15 protein-coding genes and 1 riboswitch are annotated in these 17,341 nt (G+C 67.6%); of the genes, 7 read left to right on the forward strand and 8 right to left on the reverse strand.

Features of this window, described 5'->3' with window-relative positions; genetic code table 11:
- Positions 1 to 73: 73 nt before the first annotated feature.
- The 4 genes from pncA to NSQ78_RS01200 form a co-directional block, all read right to left on the reverse strand.
- Positions 74 to 700 carry a bifunctional nicotinamidase/pyrazinamidase gene (gene pncA / locus NSQ78_RS01185; RefSeq protein ID WP_064237429.1) on the reverse strand — a complete coding sequence of 209 codons (627 nt, stop codon included), beginning with the start codon at positions 698 to 700 and terminating at the stop codon, positions 74 to 76.
- Positions 701 to 755: 55 nt separating this feature from the next.
- Positions 756 to 1,427, reverse strand: coding sequence for an epoxyqueuosine reductase QueH (locus tag NSQ78_RS01190; RefSeq protein ID WP_339207629.1), 672 nt, complete (start codon positions 1,425 to 1,427; stop codon positions 756 to 758).
- Positions 1,428 to 1,565: 138 nt separating this feature from the next.
- Positions 1,566 to 1,794: riboswitch (cobalamin riboswitch) on the reverse strand.
- 79 nt (positions 1,795 to 1,873) lie between these two features.
- The gene (locus NSQ78_RS01195) at positions 1,874 to 3,283 is read right to left on the reverse strand and encodes a nicotinate phosphoribosyltransferase (RefSeq protein WP_064237431.1); all 1,410 of its coding nucleotides are present in this window, start codon (positions 3,281 to 3,283) and stop codon (positions 1,874 to 1,876) included.
- 64 nt (positions 3,284 to 3,347) lie between these two features.
- The gene (locus NSQ78_RS01200) at positions 3,348 to 4,403 is read right to left on the reverse strand and encodes a bifunctional nicotinamide-nucleotide adenylyltransferase/Nudix hydroxylase (protein ID WP_149901853.1); all 1,056 of its coding nucleotides are present in this window, start codon (positions 4,401 to 4,403) and stop codon (positions 3,348 to 3,350) included.
- 187 nt (positions 4,404 to 4,590) lie between these two features.
- Between NSQ78_RS01200 and NSQ78_RS01205 the strand changes: the two genes are divergently transcribed.
- Positions 4,591 to 6,483, forward strand: a complete 1,893-nt coding sequence (locus NSQ78_RS01205; RefSeq protein WP_049465430.1) for a patatin-like phospholipase family protein — start codon at positions 4,591 to 4,593, stop codon at positions 6,481 to 6,483.
- Between the two features lie 73 nt (positions 6,484 to 6,556).
- Here NSQ78_RS01205 and NSQ78_RS01210 read toward each other — a convergent pair whose 3' ends face one another.
- Both NSQ78_RS01210 and NSQ78_RS01215 read right to left on the reverse strand, forming a co-directional pair.
- Complete coding sequence (locus NSQ78_RS01210; protein ID WP_064237433.1) at positions 6,557 to 7,510, reverse strand: DUF1028 domain-containing protein; 954 nt, start codon at positions 7,508 to 7,510, stop codon at positions 6,557 to 6,559.
- 349 nt (positions 7,511 to 7,859) lie between these two features.
- Positions 7,860 to 9,227 carry a short-chain fatty acyl-CoA regulator family protein gene (locus NSQ78_RS01215; RefSeq protein ID WP_064237434.1) on the reverse strand — a complete coding sequence of 456 codons (1,368 nt, stop codon included), beginning with the start codon at positions 9,225 to 9,227 and terminating at the stop codon, positions 7,860 to 7,862.
- Between the two features lie 115 nt (positions 9,228 to 9,342).
- Here NSQ78_RS01215 and NSQ78_RS01220 point away from each other — a divergent pair, with 115 nt between their 5' ends.
- The 5 genes from NSQ78_RS01220 to mmsB are packed head-to-tail and all read left to right on the forward strand — an operon-like array spanning position 9,343 to position 14,882.
- Complete coding sequence (locus tag NSQ78_RS01220; RefSeq protein WP_064237435.1) at positions 9,343 to 10,848, forward strand: CoA-acylating methylmalonate-semialdehyde dehydrogenase; 1,506 nt, start codon at positions 9,343 to 9,345, stop codon at positions 10,846 to 10,848.
- A gap of 14 nt (positions 10,849 to 10,862) precedes the next feature.
- On the forward strand, positions 10,863 to 12,029 hold the full coding sequence (locus NSQ78_RS01225) for an acyl-CoA dehydrogenase family protein (RefSeq protein ID WP_064237436.1): 1,167 nt from the start codon (positions 10,863 to 10,865) through the stop codon (positions 12,027 to 12,029).
- A complete protein-coding gene (locus NSQ78_RS01230) occupies positions 12,026 to 12,823 on the forward strand; it encodes an enoyl-CoA hydratase (RefSeq protein ID WP_064237437.1) in 798 nt (265 codons plus the stop codon). The genes NSQ78_RS01225 and NSQ78_RS01230 overlap by 4 nt, the downstream gene beginning before the upstream one ends.
- On the forward strand, positions 12,820 to 13,995 hold the full coding sequence (locus NSQ78_RS01235; RefSeq protein ID WP_064237438.1) for an enoyl-CoA hydratase/isomerase family protein: 1,176 nt from the start codon (positions 12,820 to 12,822) through the stop codon (positions 13,993 to 13,995). Before NSQ78_RS01230 ends, NSQ78_RS01235 begins: the two co-directional genes overlap by 4 nt.
- Complete coding sequence (mmsB, locus tag NSQ78_RS01240) at positions 13,992 to 14,882, forward strand: 3-hydroxyisobutyrate dehydrogenase (RefSeq protein ID WP_049449384.1); 891 nt, start codon at positions 13,992 to 13,994, stop codon at positions 14,880 to 14,882. Before NSQ78_RS01235 ends, mmsB begins: the two co-directional genes overlap by 4 nt.
- 165 nt (positions 14,883 to 15,047) lie before the next feature.
- Here the strand turns inward: mmsB and NSQ78_RS01245 are convergent, their stop codons facing one another.
- Positions 15,048 to 15,473: an organic hydroperoxide resistance protein gene (locus NSQ78_RS01245; protein WP_005411948.1), complete on the reverse strand. Its 426-nt coding sequence runs from the start codon at positions 15,471 to 15,473 to the stop codon at positions 15,048 to 15,050.
- Between the two features lie 111 nt (positions 15,474 to 15,584).
- Entirely contained in the window at positions 15,585 to 16,541 is a 957-nt protein-coding gene (locus NSQ78_RS01250) for a cation transporter (protein WP_049466253.1), read from the reverse strand.
- A 187-nt stretch (positions 16,542 to 16,728) separates the two neighbouring features.
- Here NSQ78_RS01250 and NSQ78_RS01255 point away from each other — a divergent pair, with 187 nt between their 5' ends.
- The gene (locus NSQ78_RS01255) at positions 16,729 to 17,322 is read left to right on the forward strand and encodes a lysozyme inhibitor LprI family protein (RefSeq protein WP_064237439.1); all 594 of its coding nucleotides are present in this window, start codon (positions 16,729 to 16,731) and stop codon (positions 17,320 to 17,322) included.
- Positions 17,323 to 17,341 lie beyond the last annotated feature (19 nt).

A 17,341-nucleotide genomic window follows, 5' to 3' on the forward strand; every position in this document is an offset into this window, starting at 1 on the left:
CCCGGTAGTGGCCGCTGGTAGGCAACTGCAGGGATCCAGGCGTTGTACCAGCGGCCGGCACGACCGTTGTAGGTCAGGCGATCGCGATCCCCGCCTTGCCCAGCGCCTCGCGCACCATCGCGTCATTGGCTTCGGTCACCGGCCGGGTCAGGTCCCACAGGAACTTCACCCGGAAGCCGGACTTCACTGCGTCCTGCGCGCTCCACAGTACGCAGTAATCGCGGGCCAGGCCGCACACGTGCACTTCGCGGATGCGCCGCTCATGCAGCCAGCCGGCCAGGCCGGTGGCCGGGCGCTCGCCCTCGGGGCCGTGGTTCTCGCGGAAAGCGCTGTACGAATCCACCTGTTGGCGCGTGCCCTTGCGCAGGATCAGGTCGGCCGTGGTCCAGTCCACGCCCGGGTGCAGGGCGGCACCGGCGCTGCCCTGCACGCAGTGGTCGGGCCACAGGGTCTGCGGCTGCGCGTGCAGCAGGATGGTCTCGAACGGACGCTGGCCCGGGTGCTGGCTGGCGAACGAGGCATGGTCGGCCGGGTGCCAGTCCTGGGTCGCCACCACCGTGCGGTAGCGGCGCTGCGCCAACAGTCCGGCAATGGGGGCCACCAGCGCATCGCCCTGGTCGCAGGCCAGGGCGCCCCCGGGCATGAAGTCCGGCTGCAGGTCGATCACCAGCAGGGCGACATCGGCGGGCAGGGCGGTCATGGCAGTTCCGGTACAACAGAAGGGGCGACCAGCGTGGCCGCCCCATGCGCACACGTCAATCGCCCTGCGGCGTCCCAGCGGCCTGTCCGTAGTACAGCAGGCCGATCCTGATGCGCTCGCGGCCGTTCTCGCGGCGGTGGCGGTTGGCATCGCGCAGCGAGTACACGCAGCCGCAGTACTCCTGCTGGTAGAACTGCTCGCGCTTGCTGATCTCGATCATGCGGCTGGCACCGCCGCCCTTGCGCCAGTTGTAGTCCCAGTACTGCAGGCCTTCATAGCGCGAGGCGGCACGGATGCCGCAGTCGTTGATCTGCGCCATGTTCTTCCAGCGCGAGATGCCCAGCGACGAACTGATGGTGTCGTAGCCGTGTTCGTGCGCGTACAGCGCGGTGCGTTCGAAACGCATGTCGAAGCACATCGTGCAGCGGATGCCGCGCTGGGGTTCGTTCTCCATGCCGCGTGCGCGGCTGAACCAGTTGTCGGTGTCGTAGTCGCAATCGATGAACGGAATGCCGTGCTGCTCGGCGAAGCGGATGTTCTCCTGCTTGCGCAGCTCGTACTCCTTCACCGGGTGGATGTTCGGGTTGTAGAAGAAGATCGCGTAGTCGATCCCGGAGGCGGTGATCGCTTCCATCACTTCGCCGGAACAGGGCGCGCAGCATGAATGCAGCAGCAGGCGCTTGCCGTCGGCGGGCAGGGTCAGGGTGGGGCGTTGGAACTCGGTCATCGTCGGGTGCGTCAGGGCGTGGAAGCGGGCTGGCCGGATACCGTGAACAGGACGCGCGCGGCCACACCGCCTGCACGCGCAGGACGACGACGGCCCCGGCACCCTCCCCGCGGAGAGTCCAGGTCGAATCAGGGGACGGTCGTGTCCCCCGGCCGGGGCCGGTATTCGGGCTGATGGACACGGGCCGCAGCCCACCTACTCCCTGCCGCTTCCCAGGCGTGAGCCCAGTGCTGTTGGCAGGATTCGTTTCCATTCACCGCTGCGGGGCAGCTCCGGAATGGGCGCGCCAGGCGCCTTCACCGGATTCCCGTTTAAATCCCTGCCACCATCCAGACACGGCAGGGATACCTTCGGCGTGTGCAAGGTGGACCTGTTGGCCGCAGGGGTCAAGGCCCGGGGTCGGATCCCCGTTGACCCGCACCGGGCCCTGACCCCCGCAAACGCCTTCAGCATCCCGCCGCCGCCCGGGCCCGGATGTCGTCCAGCCGCTGGTCGTGCAGCAGGCGCCCGTTCTCCCACACGGTCACCATCGCGTCCTCGAAGCCGACCGGCAGGGTGTCGTCGCCGTTGGCCGGCAGTGGCACCGTATGCAGGCTGCCGTCACCCTGGCGGCGCAGCAGGCGCATGCGGCCACGCTTGCTGGTCTTGCCGGCATCGGTGACCGGATCCTTGTATACATCGACCCACTCACCGTCGACCCGTGCCGCCGAGCACTTCAGCGCGAACTTCTGCGTGTCGCGGTCCAGTCGCTGCAGCAGGGCGCCGCCCATGCCGAAGGCCACGTTGTCGGCCGCGTAACCGTCGCCCGTGATGCGCTGCAGGATGGCGCGGATCGTGTCGGGGTTGATGCCATCGCCCTGGATCACCCGGACGTGGTTGAGCACGCGATAGCCCTTGCCGTTGATCACGTGGCCGAATGCTTCATCCAGCCGGCGCAGGCTTTCGGCCACCACCTCCACCGGGTCGCCCGAGTCGGGCCGGATGACCAAGGTGGCGCCCGAGGCGATCACTGCATCGCGCAGGGTGGTACCCCAGTGCTCGCTGATCGCGCGGTAGATGTCATAGCTGTCCGACACGACCGCCACGATCGCACCGGGCTTGCCGAACTGGCGCAGCATGTTGCGGTAGGCGTCCACTTCACGCTCGCGGCCCCAGCTGGTGATGGTGCTGTGCTCGGCGGCGGGAATCGAATAGCCGGCCATCGGCGCGTGATAGTGCGCGCGGGCCAGGCACAGGGCCGATACGGTATCGGTGCCGAGGAAGTTGACCAGGTGCGCGGCACCGCCCAGCGCGGCCGATTCCAGGCTCGATACACCGCGCGCGCCGAAGTCGTGCAGCTTGAACGGCAGCTGCCCCTGCGGATCGTCGCTGGTCTGCTGCAGGAACGCGGCAATCGTCTGCCGTGCGTGCCAGCTGATGGTGGCCACGGTGACCGGATACCACACGCGCAGCAGCAGCGTTTCCAGGTACGACGGCACCCAGAACGCGGCCGGATCGGTCGACTCGATCGTCATCAGTGCCTGGTGGGTGGGCACCACGCAGCCCTCGGGCACGGCACGGATGCGTACCGGCAGGTGGCCGCCAAGCCGGTCGACGATATCGCGCCAGCCGGTCTCGTTGAACGGTTCGCCATGCGCGGCGAACACCGCAGCAGCGTCGTCGATGTCGTCGTGGGTGACCGGCCGTGCCAGCGCGTCCTTGAGGATCGCCTGCAGGCCGAAGAACACCGTGCGATCGTGCAGGCCGCCACGCGATTCGACGTAGAAGAACGTGGCATCGGTACCCGGGGGGTACTGCAGCCAATGGCTGGCCTTGTAGCTGTCGGTGTTGAGGAGAAGATTATCGAGGTAGTGCATGACGGAAGCTCCTTCGCGTCGGGTGGCACCGGCGGTCTATCCGCCGGTGGGGAGGCCGGGCCTGTCAGCCGCGGCCGAGGAAATACTCCAGGATGTGCAGGTGGTCTTCGAACAGCTGCGGGCCCATGTCCAGGGCTTCACTCATCGGTATCCAGCGCGCCTTGTCGGCGTCATCGCCGCCGCGCACCGGCGGCAGTTCGCCGGCGGGGAATTCGAAGTGGAAACCGTGGGTGATGGTGCGGCCGCGCTGGCTGCGGTCGGGGTGGTCGAAGACCTGCTGGCCCTTCAGTGACCCCTTCAGCACCGGCAGCGGGATCTTCAGCCGGGTTTCCTCGCGCAGTTCGCGCAGGCAGCTGTCGAGCAGGCTCTGTTCCTGGCCGACGAAACCGCCGGGCAATGCCCACAGCCCCTTGCCGGGTTCCGAGCGGCGGCGCACCAGCAGCACGTGGCCCGAATGCACCACCACTGCATCGGTGGTGACGAAGGTCGGCGCGTAGGGCGCATCCTTCCAGGCGGCCTTGTACTGTTCGATGAAGCGGTACTCGGCCACCAGCTGGGCATAGGCCGGCGCGCTCTTGCGGAACGCTTCGAGCATGTCGAACACCGGCGCCGGCACATTGCCACGCAGCATCAGCAATGCACCGTGGAAGTCCACGTCGCCGGCCTCGAACAGGTAACGCCGCAGTTCGGTGGCCGACAGCGTGGCGGTGTGCTGCACGTCCACCAGCGGCCACTGCGGGAACTCGCGCAGGTAGTAGCTGGACGCATCCTTGTCCATGCCGATCAGGCCGACTCTGGCATCGGCGGCGGCGCCGTCGTTGCGCAGGGCGTCAGCCACCTGGCGCTGCACGTTGGCGATCCACTGTGCTTCGTTGTACAGGTGGTCACGCAGCGGGCGGATCAGCAGGCGGTCGCCGTGGCCGTCGAGGGCCGCCTGGATCATCACGGCACGTTCGGCCACGGTCCAGGGATTGCGGAGGCTGCGGGGGGTATCGGCAGAGCCGACCAGGAAGATCAGCTTGCGGGCCCGGCTCAGGGCCAGGCGGGCAACGGCGGCGTGGCCGTTGTGGAAGGGCTCGAATCGCCCGATGAAGACGAGATAGTCGAATTCCATGAGAATCCCTCATGTCGTTGTGGCAGCCGCGGGTCTGTCCCTTGGCTTGCTGCAGATGCTACGCCGATGGACGGGCCGGTCAAGCCTGCAGCCACGCTTTCTGCTGAACGGCGCATTGCGTGCGCGGACTGCGCCGTTGTTCTCAGGCCCTGAGAAGCCTCTGCGCCATACTGCAACCCACGCGGCGGACGGCATGCTCGGGGGCAAGACAGTGGCGGACAAGTACTGCGATCTGGTCATGAAAGGCGGCATCACCAGCGGCATCGTGTACCCCAATGCGGTACTGGCGCTGGCCCGCGAGTATCGGTTCAAGAGCATCGGCGGCACTTCAGCCGGCGCCATTGCGGCAGCGGTGGCGGCTGCGGCGGCCTGCGGTGATCGCCGGATGCAGGCTGGCGAGCAGCTTGCCGGCGACGCCGGCTATGGCGGGCTGTCGGCGGTGTCGGCACAGCTGTCGCGGCGCGGCTTCATCTACAGCCTGTTCCAGCCGGCGCGCGGCGCGCGCGCGGCCTATCGCCTGCTGGTGGTGCTGACCGGCAATGCCAGCCTGCCGCACAAGCTGCTGTGCCTGGCCGTCGCCGTATTCGAGATCGCGCCGCTGGAAGTGCTGGTGTCGTTGGCGCTGCTGCTCGGGCTGGGCGGGTGGGGCGGTGGCTGGAGCGGGGTGGCCGCGACGCTGCTGCCGTCACTGCTGTGCGCGTACGGGGCTGGCGTCGCTGGCGCGGTGCTGCGGGTGGCACGGGTGGCGCGGCGCAACCTGCTGGGCCTGTGCAGTGGTCTCGGTCGCGATGCACGCAAGCCGGCATTGACCGAGTGGCTGCATGCGTGCCTGCAGCAGTTGTCCGGCAAGCCGCTGGATGCACCGTTGACCTTCGCCGACCTGCACGATGCGCCGCGCTATGCCGGTGAGCCGGACAGCCCGCATGCGATCAGCCTGCAGATGATCACCACCTGCATCTCGCACAACGAGCCGCGCACGTTGCCGCTGGGCGGCGCACAGTTCTGGTTCCTGCGCGAGGAGTTCGAACAGCTGTTCCCCGCCAGCGTCGTGCAGTGGCTGGTGAGCCAGGCCGGCCCGCCGCTGGAGGTGGATGGGCGGCAGTATTACCACCTGCCGCAGGGCCCGAAGCTGCCGGTGCTGGTGGCCACGCGCATGAGCCTGAGCTTCCCGCTGCTGATCAGCGCGGTGCCGCTGCATGAACCCTCACGCCGCGAACGACGCTGCGAACCGACCGCCCCTGCGGCCGACCCGGAGCACAACGTGGCCGACAGCATGGAGGGGCTGACCAGTGCCGGGCAGGCCTGCGGTCCGGTGATCACCGCCTTCCGCATCTGCTGGTTCTCCGATGGCGGCATCAGCAGCAACTTCCCGATCCATCTGTTCGACGCCGCCCTGCCGCGTTGGCCGACCTTCGCCATCAACCTGGTCTATCCGCAGCACGCCGAAGCAGTGAGCCAGGGCAGCGGCAGCCGGCAGGCGCTGGAGCATGCGGTGTTCCTGCCCACCGAAAACCGCCACGGCTGGCAACGGCATTACCAGTCCATTGCCACGCCGCTGGCCGCAGCCGAACTGGGGCGCTTCCTGTTCGCCGTCGTGGCGACCATGCAGAACTGGCGCGACCTGCTGCAGGCGCGCGCACCGGGTTATCGCGACCGCATCGTGCACGTCAGCCTGCAGGGCGACGAGGGTGGCATGAACCTGGACATGCCGCAGGAGGTGCTGACCCGCATCGCCGACAAGGGCAGCCTGGCCGGTGCGCGTTTCTGTTCGTTCTCGTTCGAGAACCACTACTGGATCCGCTGGCGCAACCTGGCCTCGGCCTACCAGCGCTACACGCTGGAGGTGGCGCGCACCGATGATCCGGCGCAGCAGGTGCTGGCTTACCGCGCGGCGTATTCGATGGTCGCCCGCGGTGAACCGTCACCGCCCTCGTACAAGCTGGGCTCGGAAGACAAGCGGCTGGCCTCGCAGCAACTGTGGGGGCTGATGGTCGAGCAGGGCCGCAGCTGGGACGACCTCGGCCCTGACCTTACCGATGGGGCGCCGCGACCGCTGCCGCAGATGAAGGTCACGCCGATCTACTGATCTCCGCCGCAGCCGATTGAACTGTTCTGGTGGGTGCCGACCTTGGTCGGCACGATCTGACCCCTGCGGTGCCTCATCGCCACGACGCCACCACCGCATCACCCTGCATGGGTACATACAACGGCAGCGCCAGCTCCTGCTTCACCCAGCCCGGATTGAGCGCACGCAGGCCGGCCAGGTATTCGCGGGCCAGCGCGATATCCCCCTGCCGCATCGCCAGGCGCGCAGCGCGCGCCCAGGTGCGGTCCCAGCCATGGGCCAGCGACAACGAGGTCGCCAGTGCCGCACGCGCCCCTGCCACATCGCCTTTCTCCCAGCGCTGCTCGGCGCGGATGATCGCCTCGTTGGACAGGCGCATGTCGTACAGCTCGCGCAGCCTTGCGACCGCGCGTGGGTCAGCGTCCACGCGCAGGTCGGTGTCCTGCCAGTCGCCGCCGGGCGTACGCACCAGCAGCGCCGCCGACCACTGTCCGCTGCGTTGACCACCCGCTGCCTGACCTGCTTCCAGCGCCGCCAGCAGGCGCGCGGCTAGCGGCCCACGTGAGGTGGCGAAGACGCGTTGCATCGATGCCAGCACCTCCCACCCGGCCAGACCATTGCCCTGCACGCTCAGCATGCCCTCGCCCTGCGCACCGGCCCAATCCGCCTGCTGCGCGGTAGCGCCGGTGTACTGCGCATTGCCGCCGCGTGCGCTGACCAGCCCCACCTGGCGCTCGGCCAGCGTGGTGCCATCGAAGTTGCCATCTTCATCCAACAGCTGCTTCAGCACCTGCGCAGGCGTGCGGCCTTTGGCCATCAACTCCAGACCCTTCGACCCATAGGTCGGGTTGGTTTCGAACTGGCTGGCGACCGCACCCACTTTCGCCTGCGCCCACGGCACGCCCACGCCGCCGACCGCCAGGTTATGCGTGGCCACCGCCACCCCACAGTCGCCGGCCTCGTTGCAGGCGGCAATGGAGAACGTCGCCCACGCCGGTGTGGCGGTGGCAGCGAGCAGCAGGGCCAGGCAAGAGCGCAACAGGGGCATGGGTGTCTCCATGGGCAGGCATTGCAATGGGATGCAGCCTACGCACGAAAGGTTTAGTAGATCCACGCGATGTGTGGATCAAGCGTGTCGACCTTGGTCGACACCCACCAAGAGCAGCGTGCCGACGAACGGTCGGCACCCACCCACAGCAGCGGGAAACTGTCGAAGGCGGGGTGGGTCCGGTTGCGGGGGTGTCCGCGGCATGGATGCCGCGGCCAAGCCCCCAAGGACGGGTTTACGGCGTCCCCCGCAACCGGACCCACCCCGCCATCCCACGGAAAGCCCGTTGTTGCTTTTGCTGTTGCCTTGGATTGAAGCAGGTGCAGGGCGCAGCCCTGCCGAACCAACCCTATCGCCCCGGCAACTGCGCGAACGCGCGCTGCATGCAGTCCTCGCGCGGGCACACCCGGCAACCCGGCCCGATCGACACCGAGTTGCCCGGGCTCTGCACATCCAGCCCCAGCGAATACACCAGGCGTTCGGCATGCTGTAGATCGCAGCCCAGCGCCACCGCGAAGGTCTTGCGGGGCTGGCCATGGCCCACCGGGCCACTGCTGACCTGCCGCGCCAGCCAGAAATGGCGGCGGCCATCGGGCATGCGCGCGGTCTGGGTGAGGATGCGCCCGGGCTGGTTGAACGCCTCGTAGACGATCCACAGGGGGCACGATCCACCCACCTGCGAGAAGTGGAAATCGGTGGCCGAATGGCGCTTGGATACGTTGCCCGCACGGTCCACGCGGATGAAAAAGAACGGCAGGCCAGGTGCGCTGCGCCGTGCCAACGTGCTCAGCCGGTGGCAGACCGCCTCGAAGCCGACACCGAACTGGTGCGCCAGCAGCTCGATGTCGTAGCTGCTGGCTTCGGCCGCACGCAGGAAACGCATGTACGGCATCACCAGCGCGCCAGCGAAGTAGTTTGAAAGACCCACCCGCGCCTGCGCGATGCGTGCCTCATCGGTAAAGCCGGCACGCGCCACCACCGCATCGATCTGCGGCAGGTAGCCGTGCAGGGCCAGTTCGGCGGCCATCTGGAACGCCTGCTGGCCCGGCTCCAGGTAGTCCGGCAGCCACAGCCGTCGCGTGCCCGCATCGTACTGGCGCTTCTCGCGCCCGGCCTGCAGCGCGGCCACTTCCACCAGCACGCCGTGGCGGTCGGCTAGCAGCTGGCGCAGGCGTGGTGCCACACGCCCGGGCGACAGCCCCCACTCGGCGAACAGGCGTTCGGCCAGTTCGTCCAGTTCGGGAATGTGGTTGTGCATGCGGTTGAAGAACTCGCGCACCTGGTCGCCGGCCGGCAGGGTGCTGCCGGCGCCGGGCTCGCCCAGCTGGAACTCCAGTGCGGCGGCGTGCTCGCGCAGCGCCAGGTGGCGGCGGTGCAGGTCCAGCAGCGCCCGGCTGACCTGCGGCAGGTTGCCGGCCAGCGCGCGCAGCTCAGTCGCGCTGACCTCGGCCAGGCCCAGGTCGCGCAGGGTTTCGCCCAGCGCTTCCTGCAGGGCGGCGGGCTCATCGTCATCGAACAGCGAGGAAACGTCGCCCAACACCTCTCCCAGCTTCTTCTGCACCGCCGGTGTCAACGGGCGCTTGTTGCGCTCGATCTGGTTCAGGTAGCTGGCCGACAGCCCCAGCGCGCGCGCCAGATCGGCCTGGCTGTAGCCGCGCTGCTCGCGCAGCCGCAGCAGGCGCAGGCCAAGTTGCCGTTGGGGGGCTGAATAATTCACAGAATTAACAGGAATCGTAGGGCGCATTGGCCAGATTAAGCGGATTCAGGCCGGAAATCGAGGTGGGTGCTGTGAATAATGCCAAGCATCTTTCGCACCCCGTGGGATTGTCGTCATGACTGTTGCAGCGCCCCGTATCCGCATGCTGATCGATGGCCAGTTCGTTGAATCGGCCACCTCCCACTGGCAGGACGTGATCAATCCGGCCACCCAGGACGTGCTGGCCCAGGTGCCGTTCGCCACCGCCAGCGAAGTGGACGCCGCCGTCGCCGCCGCCAAGGAAGCCTTCAAGACCTGGCGCAAGACCCCGATCGGCACCCGTGCACGCATCTTCCTGAAGTACCAGCAGCTGATCCGCGAAAACATGAGCGAGCTGGCCCACATCCTCACCGCCGAACAGGGCAAGACCCTGCCGGACGCCGAAGGCGATGTGTTCCGCGGCCTGGAAGTGGTCGAGCACGCCGCCGCCATCGGCAACCTGCAGCTGGGCGAGCTGGCCAACAACGTGGCCAATGGCGTGGACACCTACACGATCATGCAGCCGCTGGGCGTGTGCGCCGGCATCACCCCGTTCAACTTCCCGGCGATGATCCCGCTGTGGATGTTCCCGATGGCCATTGCCACCGGCAACACCTTCATCCTCAAGCCGTCCGAACAGGACCCGATGGTCACCATGCGCCTGGTTGAACTGGCGCTGGAAGCCGGCATTCCCAAGGGCGTGCTGAACGTCGTCCACGGTGGCGAGGAAGTGGTCAATGCGATCTGCGACCACCCGGACATCAAGGCCGTGTCGTTCGTCGGTTCCACCCGCGTCGGTACCCACGTCTACAACCGCGCCTCGCTGGCCGGCAAGCGCGTGCAGTGCATGATGGGCGCCAAGAACCACGCCGTGGTGCTGCCGGACGCCAACAAGGAACAGACCCTCAACGCGATGGTCGGTGCCGCCTTCGGCGCCGCTGGCCAGCGCTGCATGGCCGCGTCCACCCTGGTGCTGGTCGGCGAAGCGCGCAGCTGGGTGCAGGACCTGGTCGAAAAGGCCAAGACGCTGAAGGTCAGCGCCGGCACCGTGTCCGGCACCGACGTCGGCCCGGTCATTTCCTGCAGCGCCCGCGAGCGCGTGGAAGGCCTGATCGCCTCGGGCGTGGAGCAGGGCGCCAAGCTGGTGCTCGACGGCCGCAAGCCGCAGGTGGATGGCTTCGAGAAGGGCAACTTCGTCGGCCCGACCATCTTTGCCGGCGTTACCACCGACATGCGCATCTACCAGGAAGAGATCTTCGGGCCGGTGCTGGTCATCCTCGAAGCGGACACGCTGGAAGACGCCATCGCGATGGTCAACAGCAATCCGAACGGCAACGGCACCGCACTGTTCACCCAGTCCGGCGCCGCCGCGCGCGAGTTCCAGGAAGACATCGACGTCGGACAGGTCGGCATCAACGTGCCGATCCCGGTGCCGGTGCCGCTGTTCTCCTTCACCGGTTCGCGCGCGTCCAAGCTGGGCGACCTGGGCCCGTACGGCAAGCAGGTGGTGCTGTTCTACACCCAGACCAAGACGGTCACCGCGCGCTGGTTCGACGACGAGACGCTGAGCCACGGCGTCAACACCACGATCAGCCTGAAGTAAGCGCAGGAGCAGCCATGAGCCACTCGATGACGACGGAACTGGACGAAGCACAGCAGGCGTACCGCGAGGCTGCGCGCGACTTCGCACTGGCCGAACTGGCGCCGCACGCCGCGCGATGGGATGCGGAGGGCATCTTTCCGCGCGAGGCGATCGCCAAGGCCGGGGAACTGGGCTTCTGCGGTCTGTACATGGACCCGGAAGTGGGCGGCAGCGGCCTGAGCCGACTGGACGCCGCCGTCGTCATCGAGGAGCTCGCCAACGTCGATCCGTCGACTGCGGCCTACATCAGCATCCACAACATGGCCTCGTGGATGGTGTCCACGTGGGGCCAGCCGGCCCTGCGCGACGCCTGGGGCAGCGACCTGTCTTCGGGCAACAAGCTGGCCTCGTACTGCCTGACCGAGCCGGGCGCCGGTTCCGATGCGGCCTCGCTGAAGACCACCGCCGTGCGTGAGGGCGACCATTTCGTGCTGAACGGCTCGAAGGCCTTCATTTCCGGCGCCGGGGCCACCGAACTGCTGGTGGTGATGGCGCGTACCGGCGGTGCCGGTGCCGGCGGTGTCAGCGCGATCGCGGTGCCGTCGGACCTGCCAGGCATCAGCTTCGGCCGCAAGGAAGAGAAGATGGGCTGGAACAGCCAGCCCACCCGCGGCATCGCCTTCGAAAACGTCCGCGTGCCGGTCAGCCACCTTCTGGGAGAGGAAGGCGGCGGCTTCAAGCTGGCGATGAAGGGGCTCGACGGCGGCCGCATCAACATCGCCGCCTGCTCGCTGGGCGCCGCGCAGGGTGCGCTGGATGCCGCGCGCCGCTACATGGGCGAGCGCCGCCAGTTCGGCAAGGCGCTGGCCGAGTTCCAGGCGCTGCAGTTCAAGCTGGCCGACATGGTCACCCAGCTGGTGGCCGCGCGGCAGATGGTGCACACCGCCGCGCGCAAGCTCGATGCCGGTGCCAGCGATGCCAATGTGTGGTGCGCGATGGCCAAGCGTTTTGCTACCGATGCGGGTTTCATCGTCTGCAACGAAGCGCTGCAGATCCATGGTGGCTACGGCTACATCCGCGAGTACCCGATCGAGCGCCTGCTGCGTGACTGCCGCGTGCACCAGATCCTGGAAGGCACCAACGAGATCATGCGGGTGATCGTTGCCCGTCACCTGCTCAACACCGAAGAGGAACTGCGATGAAGGATTGGCGTACCCAGGAGCACGTGGGCCTGAAGGTCGAGGTCGATGGCCACACCGCCGTGGTCACTCTGAACAACCCGCCGGCGCATACCTGGACCGTGCACAGCCTGTCGGCGCTGCGCGACCTGGTCGGCGCGCTCAACGCAGACCGCGACATCTACGCGCTGGTGATCACTGGCGAGGGCGAGAAGTTCTTCTCCGCCGGTGCCGATCTCAACCAGTTCGCCTCTGGCGACAAGGCCGACGCACGTGAGGCCGCGCGCCGCTTCGGTGAAGCCTTCGAGGCGCTGTCCGGTTTCCGTGGCGTGTCGATCGCCGCGATCAACGGCTACGCCATGGGCGGTGGCCTGGAATGCGCGCTGGCCTGCGACCTGCGCATCATCGAAGACCACGCCCAGGTCGCGCTGCCGGAGGCCACCGTCGGCCTGCTGCCGTGTGCTGGCGGCACCCAGAACCTGCCGCGCCTGGTCGGCGAGGGCTGGGCCAAGCGCATGATCCTGCTGGGCGAGCGCATCAATGCCGAGACCGCGGTGCGCATTGGCCTGGCCGAAGAAAAGGTCGGCAAGGGCGAAGCCAAGGCACTGGCGCTGGAATGGGCGAAGAAGGCCGGCAAGCAGAGCCCGACCAGCATCGCCGCCTGCAAGACCCTGGTGCAGGCCACCCGCACCGGCACCCACGCCTCGGCGCTGGTGGCCGAGCGCGAAGCCTTCGTCGACCTGTTCGACACTGCCGACCAGGTCGAGGGCGTGACGGCCTTCCTGGAAAAGCGCGCCGCGCAGTGGAAGAACGCATGAGCACCGACACCGCTGCCGACGACGCACCGGTGCTGTTCGAAGAGCGCGTGGCCGGCAATGGCACGCGCATCGGCATCGCCACGCTCAACGCGCCGCGCACGCTCAACGGCTTCTCGCTGCCGATGGCGCATCTGCTGCTGAAGCAGTTGAACGCCTGGGCCGACGACGACGGCATCGCCATGGTGGTGCTGCAGGGCGCCGGTGAAAAGGCGTTCTGCGCCGGCGGCGACCTGCACAGCCTGTACAAGAGCATGGTCGCCTTCCGCGAGGCCGGCCGCAGCGACATCCGCGGGAACGACTACGCCGCCGAGTTCTTCGACGTCGAATACCGCGTCGATTACCTCATCCACACCTATGCCAAGCCGATCCTGTGCTGGGGCCATGGCATCGTGATGGGCGGTGGCATCGGCCTGATGTCCGGCGCCAGCCACCGCGTGGTCAGCGAGCGCTCCAAGCTGGCCTTCCCGGAAATCACCGTCGGTCTGTTCCCCGATGTCGGTGGCAGCTGGCTGCTGCCGCGCGTACCGGGCAAGGGCGGCCTGTTCCTGGCGCTGACCGGCGCGCTGCTCAACCCGGGCGACGCTATCTACGCCGGCCTGGCCGACGTGCACGTGGCCGAAGAACGCCGCAGTGCAGTGTTCGATGCGCTGCTGCAGGTGGCCTGGTCCAATGACACCGCGCACAACCACGAACGCCTGACCCATCTGCTGCAGTCGCATGCCAGCGATGCCGCCACCGGTCCACTGCTGGCCCACGCGGCGCAGGTCGATGCGTTGTGCGAAGGCGATGACCTTGAAGCCATCGTGGCGCGCATTGCCGGCCTGCAGACCGACGACGCCTGGTTGCAGGCGGCTCAGAAGACCCTTGCGGCCGGTGCACCGGGTTCGGCACGGTTGGCGTACGAACTTCAGCGCCGCAGTGCCGGCCAGGACCTTGCCGCGATCTATCGCCTGGAGTACATCGTCGCCCTGCATTGCGCCGCCCACGGTGATTTCGCCGAAGGCATCCGCGCGCTGCTGATCGACAAGGACCGCAATCCGCAGTGGAACCCGGCCACCCTGGCCGGGGCCACCGGCACGTGGGCCGACACCTTCTTCGCTTCCCCCTGGGCCGACGCTGCGCATCCGCTGGCCGACCTGGGCACTCCCCTTGTTGAAAGGAGCCTTGCATGAGCCGCATTGCATTCATCGGGTTGGGCAACATGGGTGGCCCGATGGCCGCCAATCTGGTCAAGAACGGCCACAGCGTGCGCGTGTTCGATCTGGTCCCGGCCGCGGTGCAGGCCGCTGTCGACGCCGGCGCCAGCGCCGCCGCGTCGGCGCGCGACACCCTGGCCGATGCCGAAGTGGTGATCTCGATGCTGCCGGCCAGCCGTCATGTCGAAGGCGTGTACCTGGGCGACGACGGCATTCTTGCCGCGATCCCTGCCGGTGCACTGGTCATCGACTGCAGCACGATCGCGCCGGCCAGCGCCCGCAAGGTCTCGGAAGCCGCCGCCGCACGTGGCCTGCAGATGATCGACGCACCGGTGTCCGGTGGTACCGCAGGGGCACAGGCGGGCACGCTGACCTTCATCGTCGGTGGCGAGGAGGACGCGCTGGAGCGCGCCCGCCCGGTACTGCAGGCGATGGGCAAGAACATCTTCCACGTTGGCGCCAGCGGTGCCGGCCAGGTCGCCAAGCTGTGCAACAACATGGCGCTGGGCGTGATCATGGCGGTGACCGGTGAAGCCATCGCACTGGGCGTGGCGCACGGCCTGGACCCGAAGGTGCTGTCGCAGATGATGGCGGTCAGCACCGGCCGCAGCTGGGCCACCGAGGTGTGCAACCCGTGGCCGGGCGTGCTGGAGAATGCGCCGGCCTCGCGTGGCTACAGCGGTGGCTTCGGCAGTGATCTGATGCTGAAGGACATGGGCCTGGCGGTGGAAGCGGCGATGAGCGTCGGCGCCTCGATCCCGCTGGGCGAAGTGGCGCGCAACCTGTACTCGATGAACCACCAGGCCGGCCGCGGCAAGCTGGATTTCTCCAGCGTCGTGCAGCTCATCACCAGCGAAAAGTGACCTGGTAGTGCCGGCCGCTGGCCGGCAACCTCATGCCCCCCTGTGGGACAACGAAGGTGGGATGGGCGGATGTTCGGTTTCGACCGGCATCCGCCCATTTTTTTGGGGTGGGTTCCCTGGGGTCGGATCCCTCTCGCAACGCGAAAGGGCTCTGACCCCGTTGCATCAGGCCACGACCAGCGTCACGTCGATGTTGCCGCGGGTGGCGTTGGAGTACGGGCACACGATGTGCGCCTTCTGCACCAGTTCTTCCACCTGCTCGCGCGGCACGCCCGGCACGTTGATGGTCAGCTCGGCCTCGATGCCGAAGCCGGTCGGGATCTGGCCGATGCCGACCTTGCCGGTGACGGTGGTGTCGGCCGGCAGCGCGACCTTGGCCTGGCCGGCCACGAACTTCAGCGCACCCAGGAAGCAGGCCGAGTAGCCAGCGGCGAACAGCTGTTCCGGGTTGGTGCCCGGGCCACCGGCGCCGCCCAGCTCGCGCGGGGTCGACAGCTGGATGTCCAGCACGTTGTCGGAGGAGACGGAACGGCCTTCGCGGCCGCCGGTGGAGGTTGCCTGGGCGGTGTACAGAACCTTTTCGATGGACATCGGGATGCTCCTGGTCAGTGGGTGGGTGTTGCGTTGGAGCCTACTTTGCCCGCTTTCCGCGTACGGTGGGTTGCAACGCGTACGAAAAACTTGATCGATCGTCCTGTTGGCCTAGATCGTCCATTCGCGGTCGGTGGTGAACATGATGGTCAGCCAGCGGTCGGGCGAGGCTTCGCCCAGCGCATCGCCGATCTCGTCGCGCAGCCGGTCCCATTCCACCAGCGGCCGCGGCGGGTCGTCCTCGCGCACCACGAAGAACAGTTCGATCTGTTCGCCACGCCCCACCTGGGCCACGTAGCTGCGGTGCTCGACGAAGCCATGCTTGGCCACGATCGCGCGTGCCACCGCGTCCACGTGCGCCTGCAGTTCCGGCGGAGTGACCAGCAGGATGCCGGCCAGCGCCCGGCGCACGGTACCGAGCGGGGCGATCATCACCAGCACGCAGACGAAGGCAAGGATGGCCGGGTCGATGTACGGCCCGACCCAGGCCAGCGAGGTGCCGCGCACCAGCACGCCGCCGAGGAAGGCCAGCAGATAGCAGGCCGACATGCTGGCGGCGATCACCCAGTTCTTCGCGTCCAGCGCGATGAACTCCGAACCGATGCGGCGGTTGGCGCGCAGGATGAACCCGGCCAGCGCACCTTCGCCAACGATCGACAAGCCGGCGAAGGCGATGGCCGGGCCGAGCGCGATGTGGCGGCCGCCGGACATCAGCGCATCCACCGCGTTGACCAGCGCATACAGCGCCGCCCCGATCATCAGCGTGCCGCTCACCCCCAGCACGATCGGCTCCAGGTGCCAGAAGCCCATGGTGAAGCGCTGGTTGAGCCGCGACTGCAGCGCGTCGGTGCTGGTTGAAAGCGCGATCAGACGCGCGACCAGCAGCGACAGCCAGGTCATCACCACATCGATCAGGCCGTAGATGCCGTCGAAGATGATCAGCGAGGAATTGGCCAGAAGACCGAATACCACCGCAGCGGCAGCCAGCAGCAATGAGGCGGCGATGGACAGGCGCAGTACGCCCTGTTCGGTGGTGGAGTCGAAGAACTGCGGACGATCGGCGGCCATGGAGCGATTGTAGAGCGCCGCCGCGCCCCGCGCGGGACCGGGCCAAAGCGGCTGCGATCGGTGCACACATTCTGAATCCAGTCAGGCATCTGAAATCCGTGCTGACGTAGCATGCAGTTCCCGATCGGGCCGATGGACGGCTTCGCGTTGACGGGCCACGTGCCTGGATGCCAAGGAGATGCAAGCAATGCAGGGAACGAATCACCTTTCAGCGGCCCCCCGCGAAACGTTCGGTAAGGCCGCAGCCATCGCGTTTGCGTTGGCACTGAGCCTCAGCCTGGCAGCATGCCAGGCCAAGAACCCGCAGGCGGATACGACGCATGCGCCTGCTGCGGCCGCGCCTGCCACTGCATCGGCGCCGGCCACTGCAGAGCCTGCACGTGCTGCACCTGCCACGACAGCGACGGACGCCTATGACGAAGACATGCCACCCCGGCGCCCGGATGATTCCTACAACAAGGCCACGTTGCGGCCGCAGTACGCCACGTGCGTGAACTCCAGCGGCGGCGAGACCCCCGCACTGCAGGCGTGTGGCGATGAGGAGCTTGCCTGGCAGGAGCAGCGCCTCGAGCAGGCCTTCATGAAGATCGTCGACGGCCCCGATGGCAAGGACAAGGACAGGCTGATGGACGAGCAGGCGGCCTACATGTCCGATACCAATCGCTACTGCAGCTGGAACCCTGCCGAAGACGGGCAGGGACAGATGCTGGACGCGCAGTCCTGCCGGATCAATCGCACGGCCAACCGTGCCGATGTGCTGCAGGCACTGACCTCGAAGTAATTCCCCCGCCAAGGAGTGC

This window comes from Stenotrophomonas sp. FSL W7-1447, assembly GCF_037966425.1.
GTDB classification, from domain to species: domain Bacteria; phylum Pseudomonadota; class Gammaproteobacteria; order Xanthomonadales; family Xanthomonadaceae; genus Stenotrophomonas; species Stenotrophomonas pavanii.

Bases quoted from the DNA above. Each gene is read 5' to 3' on its own strand.
- NSQ78_RS01245 (WP_005411948.1), bottom strand. From the start codon at position 15,473: ATGTCCATCGAAAAGGTTCTGTACACCGCCCAGGCAACCTCCACCGGC.
- NSQ78_RS01210 (WP_064237433.1), bottom strand. From the start codon at position 7,510: ATGCCCCTGTTGCGCTCTTGCCTGGCCCTGCTGCTCGCTGCCACCGCC.
- NSQ78_RS01225 (WP_064237436.1), top strand. From the start codon at position 10,863: ATGAGCCACTCGATGACGACGGAACTGGACGAAGCACAGCAGGCGTAC.
- pncA (WP_064237429.1), bottom strand. From the start codon at position 700: ATGACCGCCCTGCCCGCCGATGTCGCCCTGCTGGTGATCGACCTGCAG.
- NSQ78_RS01220 (WP_064237435.1), top strand. From the start codon at position 9,343: ATGACTGTTGCAGCGCCCCGTATCCGCATGCTGATCGATGGCCAGTTC.
- NSQ78_RS01205 (WP_049465430.1), top strand. From the start codon at position 4,591: ATGCTCGGGGGCAAGACAGTGGCGGACAAGTACTGCGATCTGGTCATG.
- NSQ78_RS01235 (WP_064237438.1), top strand. From the start codon at position 12,820: ATGAGCACCGACACCGCTGCCGACGACGCACCGGTGCTGTTCGAAGAG.
- mmsB (WP_049449384.1), top strand. From the start codon at position 13,992: ATGAGCCGCATTGCATTCATCGGGTTGGGCAACATGGGTGGCCCGATG.
- NSQ78_RS01190 (WP_339207629.1), bottom strand. From the start codon at position 1,427: ATGACCGAGTTCCAACGCCCCACCCTGACCCTGCCCGCCGACGGCAAG.
- NSQ78_RS01250 (WP_049466253.1), bottom strand. From the start codon at position 16,541: ATGGCCGCCGATCGTCCGCAGTTCTTCGACTCCACCACCGAACAGGGC.
- NSQ78_RS01255 (WP_064237439.1), top strand. From the start codon at position 16,729: ATGCAGGGAACGAATCACCTTTCAGCGGCCCCCCGCGAAACGTTCGGT.
- NSQ78_RS01230 (WP_064237437.1), top strand. From the start codon at position 12,026: ATGAAGGATTGGCGTACCCAGGAGCACGTGGGCCTGAAGGTCGAGGTC.
- NSQ78_RS01195 (WP_064237431.1), bottom strand. From the start codon at position 3,283: ATGCACTACCTCGATAATCTTCTCCTCAACACCGACAGCTACAAGGCC.